Below are 12,396 nucleotides of genomic sequence, written 5' to 3'. Positions count from 1 at the left end.
GGCCCGGCTCAGAACGCAGCGCCCGCCGCATCCAGCCTGGCCAGCAGCACCCTCGCCTGCTCGACCACGTCCGCATCGTTGGGGCGGAAATCCAGGCGCAGCGCCTGCGGCAGCCGCGCGAAATGCGCGTGGCAGCTGCGGGCGTAGGCCGGGTCGTAGTGCAGGTCTATCAGTTCGCGCGCCAGCTCCACGCGCTCGCCCTGGTCGACCAGGGCCTGCCAGCCCCCCACCCGTTCGCGGCTGTGCAGGCCGATCATGCGCTGCAGCTGGGCCTTGAGGGAATGCGGGTCGTCGAACAGGTGCGCGTAGTCCTGCAGCAGAAAGGCTGCCCTGTCCTCGCGGCTGGACCTGACCTCGACGCACGGGCTGGCGTGCATGGCGGCCAGCAGCGCCGCCGGCAAGGCGACCGCTCCGATCTTGCGGCTTTCGGCTTCGACGAACACGGGCTGCGACGGATCGAACGCGCGCAGGTCCTGCGCAAGCAGCGTATCGAAACCCTTTTGCGTGGGCTGCGGCACGCCCGCCCACGCCCCGAGCAGGGAGCCCCGGTGCGAGGCCAGGCGCTCCAGGTCCAGCGTCTGCGCGCCCGCCCGTGCCAGCGCGTTCAGCAGGCGCGTCTTGCCGCTGCCGGTCGGCCCCGCCAGCACGATGTATTGCAAGGTCGCGGGCAGCTTGTCCAAGGCCTTCAGCGTCCCCTGGCGATACGCCTTGTAGCCGCCGTCGAGCTGCCGGGCGCGCCAGCCGATCATGTTGAACATGGTCGTCATGGAGCCCGAGCGCGTGCCGCCCCGCCAGCAATAGATCAGCGGCCGCCAGCCCTGGCGCCGCTCCGAGAAGGTGGTGTCCAGATGCGCGGCGATGTTGCGCGCCACCAGCGCGGCGCCCACCCGCGAGGCCTCGAACGGCGACACCTGCTTGTACAGCGTGCCGACCACGACGCGCTCTTCGTTGCTCAGCACCGGCGCATTGATCGCCCCGGGGATGTGGTCGTCGGCGAATTCGAGGGGCGTGCGCACGTCGATGATTTCATCGAAATCATCCAGCTGGTCGAGGGTGGCGAGCAGGTGTTTCAAGGCGGCGGCGCAAAGAGGAGAAAGCGGAATTCTCTCATGCCGGGCCGAACCCGCCCGCCTTCGGCCGCAATGAAAAAACCCGCAATCACTTTCGCGATTGCGGGCTTTTTATCTCCGAGGCCGGCCGGAACCGGCTTGGAGAGAATCTGGCGGAGATGGTGGGATTCGAACCCACGATGCAGTTTTTAGCCACATACTCCCTTAGCAGGGGAGCCCCTTCAGCCTCTCGGGCACATCTCCGAAGAGAACGAGATTCTAGCACGACTTTTTTCACTCTTGCCCGCCCGCGGGTCGTCATCGCAAAAAAAATCGTGCCGCAGCCTTGTTCCTCAGGCCTTTTCGGCCGGCGCCTGGTCCAGGCCGAAGGCCTTGTGCAGCGCGCGCACGCCCAGCTCCATGTACTTGTCGTCGATGATCACCGAGGTCTTGATTTCGCTGGTGCTGATCATCTGGATGTTGATGCCTTCCTGCGAAAGCGTCTGGAACATCAGGCTGGCCACGCCCACGTGCGAGCGCATGCCGATGCCGACGATGGAAACCTTGGCGACCTTCTCGTCGGTGGACAGCTCGCGCGCGCCCACGGCGGGGATGACTTCGCGCTTGAGCAGGTCCACGGCGCGCGCGAACTCGTTGCGATTCACGGTGAACGAGAAGTCGGTCGTGCCGGCCACGGACTGGTTCTGCACGATCATGTCGACGTCGATGTTGGCGGCGGCGACCGGGCCCAGGATGGAGAAGGCGATACCGGGCTTGTCCGGAACGGCCAGCAGGGTGATTTTGGCTTCGTCGCGGCTGAAGGCGATGCCGGAGACAACGGCGGCTTCCATTTTTTCGTCTTCCTCAAAAGTAATCAGCGTGCCCGAAACCATTTCTTCTTCGAGCGGGATAAGCGGGTCGGTCAGCGAGGACAGGACCCGGACCGGCACACGGTATTTGCCGGCGAATTCAACCGAGCGGATCTGCAGGACCTTGGAGCCCAGCGACGCCATTTCCAGCATTTCCTCGAAGGAAACGACGGCCATGCGGCGCGCTTCGGGCACCACGCGCGGATCGGTCGTGTAGACGCCGTCCACGTCGGTGTAGATCAGGCATTCGTCGGCCTTGATGGCGGCCGCCACGGCCACGGCCGAGGTGTCGGAACCGCCGCGGCCCAGCGTGGTGATGTGGCCTTCGGGATCGACGCCCTGGAAGCCCGTCACGATGACGACGCGGCCGGCATCGAGGTCGCCGCGGATGCGGGCGTCGTCGATGGAGCTGATGCGGGCCTTCGTGTACGACGAATCCGTGCGCACGGGCACCTGCCAGCCGGCATAGCTGCGCGCCGGCACGCCTTCGGCCTGCAGGGCAATGGCCAGGAGGCCGCTGCTGGCCTGCTCGCCAGTGGCGGCGATCATGTCGAGCTCGCGGGAGTCGGGCTGGGGCGAAATCTCGCGCGCCAGGCCGAGCAGGCGATTGGTTTCGCCCGCCATCGCCGACGGAACAACGACAACCTGGTGGCCGGCGGCATGCCACTTCGCGACGCGACGCGCCACGTTCTTGATGCGCTCGACCGAGCCCATCGAAGTACCGCCATATTTGTGAACGATCAGGGACATCTCGTACTCTGGCTGGAGACCCGCCGCAAAAGGTTGACGGGCAAAGCCGTATATTCTAGCGCGACGGTAAAATTTTGCGCAGTTTGCGCAATTTTCTGTCCATGCAGCGGCTAATCTGGAGAATTTCCCGGCGCATGCGCCGCGGCACCGGGCTCCCGAGGCTCCACCCAGACCCTGCCCCGGTGGCAGCGGATGACGTGGCCGGCCTGCTCCACCCGCAGCTGGCGGTCATGGCCCAGGCTGTGCAAGCCGCGCAGCTGGCGCAGCAGGTCCCGCATCCGGGCGTCGGTAGGCATGCGGGCGCCGTTGCGCTCCAGCCAATGGCGCAGGACGTGCGCCTGCCGCGCCTCGGACAAGCCGCGCCACGCCCGCAGCGAGAAGCTGGCCCCGTCCGGGCTCGGCTCGAGCGCCGCGAAATCCTCGCGCGCCACCTCATCCAGGATCTCGGCCGCATCCGCCATGTGGCGCGCATGCCTGGCCACGATGGCTCGCCAGCCCGGCCAACGGGCATCCAGCACCGGGGCCAGCAACTGGCGCAGGGCCGCCCGCGTGTAGCGGGGGTCGGCGTTGGTGGGGTCCTGCACCGGGCGCCAGCCGCAGGCCGTCTCGACGGCCTCCGCCGCCCGCAGGATGGCTTCGCGGCCGATGTCCAGCCAAGGCCGCACATAGGCCACGCCGTCGCGCCGCGAAACGGGCGCCATGGCCGCCATGCCCGACAGCCCCGTGCCGCGCAGCAGGCGCAGGATCACGGTTTCCGCCTGGTCGTTGCGGTGATGGGCCAGGAGCACGTGGCTCGTTCCCTGGCCGCGCGCCAGTTGCGCCAGCGCGGCGTAGCGGGCGTCGCGGGCGGCCGCCTCGATGCCCTTGCCTCCCGCCAGTTCGACCTGGACGCGGGCCTCGAACACGGGCAGCGCCAGCAGGCCCGCCAGGGCGCGCACCTGCCGCCCCCACTCGTCGGCATCGGCCATCAGGCCGTGATGGACGTGGAAAAGCGCGATGCCGATGCCGAGCTCGCGCCCCACCGCGGCCGCATGCACGGCGAGCATCGCCGAATCCGCCCCGCCGCTCACCGCCACGCCCACGCGCTCGGGGCGTTCGGGCAAGGCAAGCAGCGCGCGGCGCAAGGCGCCGGCGAGATCGGGAGACAGGGGAAGCGGATGAAATGCGCCCGCCGCGGCCCGATCGGGGGCATCGGGCGCTTGGCGGGCGGTCATGATGGGATGGCGCGTGGCGCGTGGCCGATGCGCCGGCACGGAGCCGGCGCCTGGGGCCGCTTCAGGCGCGCACTTCCTGGAAGGCGCCGTAGGACAGCAGGCGCTGGACGCGCTGCTCCACGAGCTCTTCGGGCGTCATGCCCTGAAGCTGGCGCAGGGCGTCGCCCAGGGCGCGGCGCAGCAGGCGGGCCATGACGCGCGGATCGCGATGCGCGCCGCCGACGGGCTCGTTGACGACGCGGTCCACCAGGCCCAGGTCCTTCAGGCGGGGCGCAATGATGGCCAGCGCTTCAGCGGCTTCAGGCGCCTTTTCTGCGCTGCGCCACAGGATGGACGCGCAGCCTTCGGGCGAAATGACGGCGTAGGTCGCGTACTGCAGCATCAGCACGGCGTTGCCCACGGCGATGGCCAGGGCGCCGCCCGAGCCGCCTTCGCCGATGATCGTGACGATGACCGGCACCTTCAGCTCGGCCATGGCGTAGAGGTTGTGGCCGATGGCTTCCGACTGGCCGCGCTCTTCCGCGCCGATGCCCGGATAGGCGCCCGGGGTGTCGACGAAGGTGAACACGGGGATGCCGAATTTCTCGGCCAGGCGCATCAGGCGCAGGGCCTTGCGATAGCCTTCCGGACGCGGCATGCCGAAATTGCGCGCGGCGCGTTCCTTGGTGTCGCGGCCTTTCTGGTGGCCGATGACCATGCAGGGCGTGCCGTTGAAGCGCGCCAGGCCGCCGACGATGGACTGGTCGTCGGCGTACATGCGGTCGCCGTGCAGTTCATGGAAGTCGGTGAACATCTCGCGCACGTAGTCCAGCGTGTAGGGGCGCTGCGGGTGGCGGGCGACCAAGGCGGTCTGCCAAGGCGTGAGCTTGGCGTAGATTTCCTTGGCCAGGGTCTGGCTCTTCTGCTGCAGACGTCCGATTTCGTCGGAGATGTCTACCGCCGAATCGGCCTGCACGTAGCGCAGCTGCTCGATCTTGTTCTCAAGCTCGGCGAGCGGTTGTTCGAATTCCAGGAATGTATTGCGCATGTAGTGTGGTTCCGTAGATGGGCTGCCCGGGGTGCGTCAGTACTGGACCGGAGTCGGGTCCAGGCTGCGCCACAGATACCAGGTCGCCACGGTACGCCAGGGTTGCCACGCCAACGAGACTTCGCGAGCCTCGAAGCGAGAGACAGGCTCGCCGCTGAAATAGTGTAGCGAGATTGCCTTGAGCAACCCAGGATCATCCAGCGGCAAGACGTCAGGCCGCTGCAGATTGAAAATCAAAAACATCTCCGCCGTCCAGCGTCCGATGCCGCGGATGGCAACCAGCTCCGAAATGACGGCTTCGTCGTCCATGGCCGCCCATTTCTCCGGATGCACCCGCCGTTCGCCGAAATGCACGGCAAGGTCGAGCACGTACTCGGCCTTGCGCTGGGACAGGCCAGCCGCGCGCAGGCCTTCGAGGCCAACGCGCAGCACGGCGACGGGCGTAGGGCGCTTGCCCACGGCGTCGATGAACTTGGTCCAGGCGGCATCGGCCGCCTTGGGGGAGACTTGCTGCCCGATGATCGCCCGCGCCAGCGTCACGAAAGGCGTGCCGCGGGAGGTCAGCCAGACCTCCGGGTGCTGGGGAATGATCTTCTTCAGGATGCGGTCGCGCCGCATCAGGTGGGCTATGGCGGTTTCCCAATACTCAGGCTTGGGAATGTCGAGATCGGCGGTGGACATGGCGGGCGTATCCTGGCGGCTCAAGCGCGACGCCATTGCGTCAGGCCGCCGGGTTTGTCGTCCAGCTCGATGCCGGCCTCGCGCAATTCCGTCCGGATCCGGTCGGCTTCCGCGAAGTTGCGGGCGGCCTTGGCCGCCGCGCGCGCGTCGATCAGGGACTGGATGGCCTCGGCGTCCAGCGCGCGGCGTCCGCCCTGCTCCATCGCGGCAGCCGAATAGCGGGTGGGCGACTGGAAATAGGCCGCGGGCTGCTGCTGCAGCAGGCCGAGCAGGGCCGCCAGCGCCTTCAACTGGCCGGCGCTGCGCGCGCTCTTGCCGCGGTTGGCCTCGGAGGCCAGTTCGAACAGGGCCGCCACGGCGCCCGAGGTGTTGAAGTCATCGTCCATGGCCGCCTTGAAGGCCTGGGCCTGGGGCTCGTTCCAGTCGATGCCCTGGTCGTCGGCGGGCACGTTCTGCAGCGCCTGGTACAGGCGGTCCAGCGCGTTCTGCGCGTCGACCAGGTTGTCCGGCGTGTAGTTCTGCGGGCTGCGGTAGTGGTTGCGCACGATGAAGAAGCGCACCATTTCGGCTTCGCGCGGGTTGACGCGGTACGTGGCCTGGTCGGCCGCCGGCTCTTCCAGCGCGACGGTCTGGCGGATGGTGCGGAAATTACCCAGGGACTTGGACATCTTGTCCGAATCGACCATGAGCGGGCCGCAATGCATCCAGATATTGGCCAGCGCGCCGCCGAAGGCGCCTTCGGTCTGGGCGATTTCGTTTTCGTGGTGCGGGAACTTCAGGTCCGGGCCGCCTCCATGGATGTCCAGCGGCAGCCCCAGCAGGGCCTTGCTCATGGCCGAGCACTCGATGTGCCAGCCCGGACGGCCCAGGCCATAGGGCGACTCCCACTTGGTGTCGGCGGGCTCCTCGGCCTTGGCCGACTTCCACAGCACGAAATCCAGCGGATCGCGCTTGGCCGAACCCACGGCCACCCGCTCGCCGGCGCGCAGGTCGTCCAGCGTCTTGCCGGAAAGCTTGCCGTAGCCCGCGAAGCCGCGGACGGCGTAGTTCACGTCCCCGTCGTCGGCCTGGTAGGCCAGGCCGTTCTGCTCCAGCTTGCCGATGATGTCCAGCATCTCGCCCACGTACTGGGTGGCGCGGGGTTCGCGGTCCGGCGTCTCGACACCCAGCGCGCGCTCGTCGGCGTGCATGGCGTCGATGTAGAACTCGGTGACCTCGCCGATGCGGCGGCCGGTTTCGACGGCGCGGCGGATGATCTTGTCGTCGATGTCGGTGATGTTGCGCACGTAATCGACCGCCAGGCCGCTGGCGCGCAGCCAGCGCTGCACCACGTCGAAGGACACCAGCATGCGGGCATGGCCCAGATGGCAGAAATCGTAGACGGTCATGCCGCACACGTACATGCGCACCTGGCCAGGCTGGGCCGGCTTGAACGGTTCTTTGGTACGCGATAACGTGTTGTAGATTTGCAGCATGGCGCTTTATTTCGGCTTTGTCTAAATTTTCCGTGGCGGTTGCGGAAAGTTGCCGTCGAAGGAAAATACCCTCGACGCGTGCCGCCGGGCCGGATCAGACCCGCATGCGGACCCCGCATCCAGAATCCGCACTCAAACTCCGTCCCCAGCCCCGGCATCGTTTTCCGATCGCACTTCTTTTCCGATCGCACTTCTTTTCCGATCGCACTTCCAATCGTTCTTCCAATCGTCTTTCCGGGACCGCATTTCCGGCGATACTTGCCGGACCCCTCACCCAATGTCGAGCCAAAACCCAACCGAGGCTAAAATGGTGGTCGTCAAGTATAGCAAGCGGCCCGGTCGCACGCGTAAGCGATGACCCGCCACGACTTTTAACGGATGACCACGTGACTATCAAGCCGCGCTTTCGCGTCGCCCTGCTCGCTCTGGCCCTGGCGAGCGCGCCGGTTGGAGCCCCTCTTGCCCAGTCCATGGCCGGCGGCGCGGGTGAAAATCCCAACGCCAGCCGCACCACCCTGGATCCCATCCCGCCCGAGGGCGGCTGGGAAGGCCTGGCCAATCTGCTGGAAGCCATCAAGCCCGGCGTCGACACGCGGCTGACGCCCTCGCCTTCGCAGATCACGACGCATATCGAACGCCTGCTGAACCACGGCGACAACGAAGAAGCGCTCGCCCTGATCGAAAAGCGCATGGCGGAAACCAAGGACCAGCGCGGCACCGACGTGCAGCTGATGTTCCAGCACGCCCGCGCGCTGGCCGCCCTGCAACGCACGAACGAGGCCATCGACGTCTACACCGAAATGACCAACCGGTTCCCGGAGCTTCCGGAACCTTGGAACAATCTGGCTGCCCTATATGCGGGCCGCGGCGAGCTCGAAAAGGCGCAGGATGCCCTGCAAATGGCCTTGCGCGCCGATCCGGGCTACGCCGCCGCGCGCGCCAACCTGGGCGACCTGCAGCTCCTGCAGGCCCTGCGCACCTACAAGAAGGCCGCCAAGGATGGCGTGCCCGGCATGCAGGACAAGGCCCGCGAAGTCGAAACCATGTTGAAGGATAAACAAGGCAAATGATGTCCCGATTTTCTCCTCTCCACCTGCTGCGCCTGACGGCGTGCTCGTTCGCGCTGGCCGCATTCGCGCCGGCGCTCGTCAGCGCCGCCCCGGCGGCATCCTCTTCCACCTCCACCTCTGAAGGCACAAAAGCCATGAGCACCAATCCCCGCGTCAAGCTTCAAACGAACCAAGGCGACATGGTCATCACCCTGGATGCCGCCAAGGCTCCCAAGACCGTCGAGAACTTCCTGACCTACGTCAAGGAAGGCTTCTACAACGGCACGGTGTTCCACCGCGTGATCGATGGCTTCATGATCCAGGGCGGCGGCTTCGAACCCGGCATGAAGCAGAAGCAGACCCATGCCCCCATCGAGAACGAAGCCAACAACGGCCTGAAGAACGACAAGTACACCCTGGCCATGGCCCGCACCAGCGATCCGCACTCGGCCACGGCGCAGTTCTTCATCAACGTGTCCAACAACGATTTCCTGAATTTCACGGCACCCACGCCCAACGGCTGGGGCTACGCCGTATTCGGCACCGTGACCGAAGGCACGGACGTGGTCGACAAGATCAAGGGCGTGAAGACCGGCAACAAGGGCTTCCACCAGAACGTCCCGAACGAGGACGTCATCATCGAGAAGGCCGAAGTTCTTGAATAAGATCAGCCTGCCCGGCCCCATCTGGCTGGCGTCCGACCTGCACCTGGGGCCGGCCACGCCGGCCACCTCGGAGGCCTTCCTGGCCTTCCTGGAGGCCGCGCGGGAAGAAGCCGCCGCCCTGCTGCTGCCGGGCGACATCTTCGATGCCTGGATCGGCGACGATGTGATCCGCGCCGCGCCGCCGTGGCTCGCCACGGCGCTGACGGCGCTGCGGGAAACCGCCGCGCGCATCCCCGTGTGGCTCGGCCGCGGCAACCGCGACTTCCTCATCGGCGAGGAGCTCGCCCGCGCCCTGGGCGCCCGGCTGCTGCCCGAGCCCGCGCTGCTGGAAACGGATTTCGGTCCGGTCCTGCTGACGCACGGCGACGAGTTCTGTACCGACGACGCCGCGTACCAGCAGTTCCGCCAGATGGTCCGCAATCCCCAATGGCAGGCGGAATTCCTGGCCAAGACCATCCCCGAACGGCTGGCCATGGCCCAGCAGGCCCGCGGCGAAAGCCAGGCGGCCAACCAGACGAAGTCCATGGAGATCATGGACGTCAACGCCGGAGCCATCGAAGGGATCTTCCGCGACACGGGCGTGCGCGTGCTGGTGCACGGCCATACGCACCGCCCCGCCCGCCACGTGCTGGAAGTCGACGGCAAGAAGTGCGAACGCTGGGTGCTGCCCGACTGGGACTGCGACCACGCCACCCCGCCGCGCGGCGGCTGGCTGGTCATCGACCGCGACGGCCTGCAGTTCTACGATTTGGAAGCGTAGGATGGGCGGAGCGCGGCAGTTCCTAGGCAAGAACCTCGGTGCTCAACGCGCGAAACCCATGCGGCCATGGGGCAGACAATGCCCCTGTGTAGGCCGAAAAACAGTTTGCCCACGGCCGCATGGGTTTCGCGCGCTGAATACTTGAGTTCTTCGTTAAGAACTCTCGCGCTCCACCCATCCTACAGGCCCCTCGCGGGGCTTTTTTTTCGCCGCGGCGAAGGCCGTCAGCGGGTGAAGATCCAGGCCGCCACCACGGCCCCGAAAACGATCCGGTACCAGGCGAAGACGCGGTACGTGTGGTTGGCGACGAAACGCAGCACGGCCCGCACCACCACCATGGCGCTCAGGAAGGCGGCGACGAAGCCCACCGCGATGCCCGACAGATCGTGCTGGGTAAGCAGGTCGATATTCTTGTACATGTCGTAGACGGCGGCGCCCAGCATCGTGGGCATGGCGAGGAAGAACGAGAACTCCGTCGCCGTCTTGCGCTGGATGCCGGCGATCATGCCGCCGATGATGGTGGCCCCCGACCGCGAGGTGCCCGGGATCATGGCCAGGCATTGCGCCACGCCCACGCCCAGCGCCTGCTTCCAGGAGATCTGCTCCAGCGTGCGGGCCGTGGCGCGCTCGTCGGAGGCCGTGTCGTCGGCTGCGCCCGGCTGGTCTCCCGGCGTATGGTGCGTCTTGCGCTCCACGTACAGCATGATGAGGCCGCCCAGCACCAGGGTCACGACCACCACGCTGGGATGGTAGAAGATGCTCTTGATGGACTTGATGAAGATCGCGCCAACCACCGCGGCCGGCAGGAACGCGATGATCAGGTTGCGGGTGAAGGCCACCTCGCTGGGCACACCGGTCAGCGTGCCGCGGACCAGCCGCAGCAGGCGCGAGCGGAAAACCCACATCACCGCCAGGATGGAGCCCAGCTGGATCACCACCTCGAAGACCTTGCCCTGGCTGGACTGGAAATTGATCCAGTCGCCCACCAGGATGAGGTGGCCGGTGCTGGACACCGGGATGAATTCCGTCAGGCCCTCAATGATGCCCAGGACGAAAGCTTTGATCAGATATAGCGCGTTTTCGGTCACGGTGCGGGGTCGGTCCAGTTAGTCGTTGGCAAGGGAGGCGTCGTCGGCATGCAGCTCGTGGGGCCGCTTCTCCACGCGCACCAGGGCGATGCGGCGGCCGTCCATCTCCAGGACTTCGAAGCGGAAATGGTCGTGATGGACTTCGTATTCGCAGACATCGCCGGGTTTGGGCAGATGCCCGAAACGCGACAGCAGGTAGCCCGCCAGGGTGGAGAAATCCTGGGCGTCATCGACCAGGCCCTCGGTTTCGAGCACCTGCTCGACGTGGTGCAAGTCGGCGGCGCCGTCGATTTTCCAGGTATTTTCGCCATCCGCAACGATGTCGGGCAGTTCGTCCTCGTCGGGGAATTCGCCAGCGATAGCCTCGAACACGTCGATGGGCGTCACCAGCCCCTCGATCGCCCCGAACTCGTCGGCCACCAGCACGAGTTGGCCGCGCGAGCGCTTGAGGGTATCCATCAGGCGGAGGATGCCGATGGATTCATGCACGATGATGGGATCGCGCAGGCGGTTGCGGCGCACCCGGCCTTCGGTGATCAGGTCGGCCACCAGGTCCTTGGCGCGGGCGATGCCCAGCACCTCGTCCAGCGAGCCGCGGCAGACCGGGAAGAAGCTGTGCGGCGCCTCGGTCAGCTGGCCGCGGATGGTTTCCGGGTCGTCATCGATATTGATCCAGGAAACGTCCGTCCGGGGCGTCATGATGGAACGGATCGAACGCTCGGCCAGCGTGAGCACGCCGCTGACCATGTTGCGCTCCTCGACGCCGAAGGCCGGCACGGCCGGGCCGTCGGCGCTGGGCAGGTCGGGTTCGTCGGCCGGCGGGCGCTTGCCCAGCATACGCAGCACCGCCGAGGCGGTGCGTTCGCGCATGGGACGGCGCGCGTCCAGCTTGAGCAGGTTGCGCCGCGCCACCTGGTTAAGCGCCTCGATCGCGACCGAGAAGCCGATCGCCGCATACAGGTAGCCCTTGGGCACCTTGAAGCCAAACGCCTCCGCCAGCAGCGAGAAGCCGATCATCAGCAGGAAACCCAGGCACAGCACCACCACCGTCGGGTGGGCGTTGACGAAGCGCGTCAGCGGCTTGGACGCCAGCAGCATGATGCCGATCGCAATGACGACCGCGATCATCATGATGGCCAGGTGATCCACCATGCCGACGGCCGTGATCACCGAATCCAGCGAGAACACCGCGTCCAGCACCACGATCTGCGTGACGATCACCCAGAAGCTGGCGTATACGCGCGGCCCCGAGGAGCCGCCGTGCTGGCTGCCCTCCAGGCGCTCATGGAGCTCCATGGTGCCCTTGAACAGCAGGAACAGGCCGCCGATCATCAGGATCAGGTCGCGCCCCGAGAAGGACAGCGGGCCGATGGAAAACAGGGGGGCGGTCAGCGTGACCAGCCATGACATGACCGACAAGAGGCCCAAGCGCATGATGAGCGCCAGGCTCAGGCCCATGATGCGCGCGCGGTCGCGTTGCGCAGGGGGCAGCTTGTCCGCCAGGATGGCGATGAAAATCAGGTTATCGATTCCCAGGACGATCTCAAGGACGACCAGGGTAAGCAAGCCGACCCACGCGGTGGGGTCCAGCAGCCACTCCATCAGGAGCTCCAGAAGTTACACGACCGGTAATCGTACATGGAAAATCCATGACACGCCGGTGACGCGCCCCCTCCGTATGCCTGACGAGCAGGCGGTTTAGGCCGTAGGAACCAGGGTTTTTTCCGCAGCCCGCCCGCGCCGAAAGGCGAAAAAAAACCGGCCAGGGG

At 66.5% G+C, this 12,396-nt stretch carries 11 protein-coding genes and 1 tRNA gene; 3 read left to right on the top strand and 9 right to left on the bottom strand.

Annotated elements, in window-relative coordinates; genetic code table 11:
* Positions 1 to 8: 8 nt before the first annotated feature.
* The 7 genes from mnmH to cysS all read right to left on the bottom strand — a co-directional run bounded on the left by mnmH (position 9) and on the right by cysS (position 7,065).
* Entirely contained in the window at positions 9 to 1,073 is a 1,065-nt protein-coding gene (gene mnmH, locus JL37_RS23455; protein ID WP_043547336.1) for a tRNA 2-selenouridine(34) synthase MnmH, read from the bottom strand.
* Between the two features lie 147 nt (positions 1,074 to 1,220).
* A tRNA-Ser gene (locus JL37_RS23450) sits at positions 1,221 to 1,313 on the bottom strand.
* A gap of 89 nt (positions 1,314 to 1,402) precedes the next feature.
* A complete protein-coding gene (locus tag JL37_RS23445; RefSeq protein ID WP_043547335.1) occupies positions 1,403 to 2,668 on the bottom strand; it encodes an aspartate kinase in 1,266 nt (421 codons plus the stop codon).
* A 110-nt stretch (positions 2,669 to 2,778) separates the two neighbouring features.
* Entirely contained in the window at positions 2,779 to 3,792 is a 1,014-nt protein-coding gene (gene tilS, locus JL37_RS23440; RefSeq protein ID WP_231570424.1) for a tRNA lysidine(34) synthetase TilS, read from the bottom strand.
* 151 nt (positions 3,793 to 3,943) lie between these two features.
* Complete coding sequence (locus JL37_RS23435) at positions 3,944 to 4,909, bottom strand: acetyl-CoA carboxylase carboxyltransferase subunit alpha (RefSeq protein ID WP_043547334.1); 966 nt, start codon at positions 4,907 to 4,909, stop codon at positions 3,944 to 3,946.
* A 36-nt stretch (positions 4,910 to 4,945) separates the two neighbouring features.
* The gene (locus JL37_RS23430) at positions 4,946 to 5,590 is read right to left on the bottom strand and encodes a DNA-3-methyladenine glycosylase (RefSeq protein WP_043547525.1); all 645 of its coding nucleotides are present in this window, start codon (positions 5,588 to 5,590) and stop codon (positions 4,946 to 4,948) included.
* A 20-nt stretch (positions 5,591 to 5,610) separates the two neighbouring features.
* Complete coding sequence (cysS, locus tag JL37_RS23425) at positions 5,611 to 7,065, bottom strand: cysteine--tRNA ligase (protein ID WP_043547333.1); 1,455 nt, start codon at positions 7,063 to 7,065, stop codon at positions 5,611 to 5,613.
* A gap of 386 nt (positions 7,066 to 7,451) precedes the next feature.
* Here cysS and JL37_RS23420 point away from each other — a divergent pair, with 386 nt between their 5' ends.
* The 3 genes from JL37_RS23420 (at position 7,452) to JL37_RS23410 (ending at position 9,539) form a co-directional block, all read left to right on the top strand.
* On the top strand, positions 7,452 to 8,135 hold the full coding sequence (locus tag JL37_RS23420) for a tetratricopeptide repeat protein (protein ID WP_043547330.1): 684 nt from the start codon (positions 7,452 to 7,454) through the stop codon (positions 8,133 to 8,135).
* A 134-nt stretch (positions 8,136 to 8,269) separates the two neighbouring features.
* Positions 8,270 to 8,779, top strand: a complete 510-nt coding sequence (locus JL37_RS23415) for a peptidylprolyl isomerase (RefSeq protein ID WP_042794482.1) — start codon at positions 8,270 to 8,272, stop codon at positions 8,777 to 8,779.
* A complete protein-coding gene (locus JL37_RS23410; RefSeq protein WP_043547327.1) occupies positions 8,772 to 9,539 on the top strand; it encodes a UDP-2,3-diacylglucosamine diphosphatase in 768 nt (255 codons plus the stop codon). Before JL37_RS23415 ends, JL37_RS23410 begins: the two co-directional genes overlap by 8 nt.
* Positions 9,540 to 9,763: 224 nt before the next feature.
* Here JL37_RS23410 and JL37_RS23405 read toward each other — a convergent pair whose 3' ends face one another.
* Positions 9,764 to 10,627: an undecaprenyl-diphosphate phosphatase gene (locus tag JL37_RS23405; protein WP_043547326.1), complete on the bottom strand. Its 864-nt coding sequence runs from the start codon at positions 10,625 to 10,627 to the stop codon at positions 9,764 to 9,766.
* 18 nt (positions 10,628 to 10,645) lie between these two features.
* A complete protein-coding gene (locus JL37_RS23400) occupies positions 10,646 to 12,229 on the bottom strand; it encodes a TerC family protein (RefSeq protein WP_043547324.1) in 1,584 nt (527 codons plus the stop codon).
* Between the last annotated feature and the right edge of the window lie 167 nt (positions 12,230 to 12,396).

Origin of the sequence: Achromobacter sp. RTa (assembly GCF_000757485.1) — a bacterium.
Lineage (GTDB): Bacteria > Pseudomonadota > Gammaproteobacteria > Burkholderiales > Burkholderiaceae_B > Achromobacter.
The sequence above is the reverse complement of the archived record's forward strand: the minus strand, read 5'-3'. Positions and strand labels throughout refer to the sequence as shown.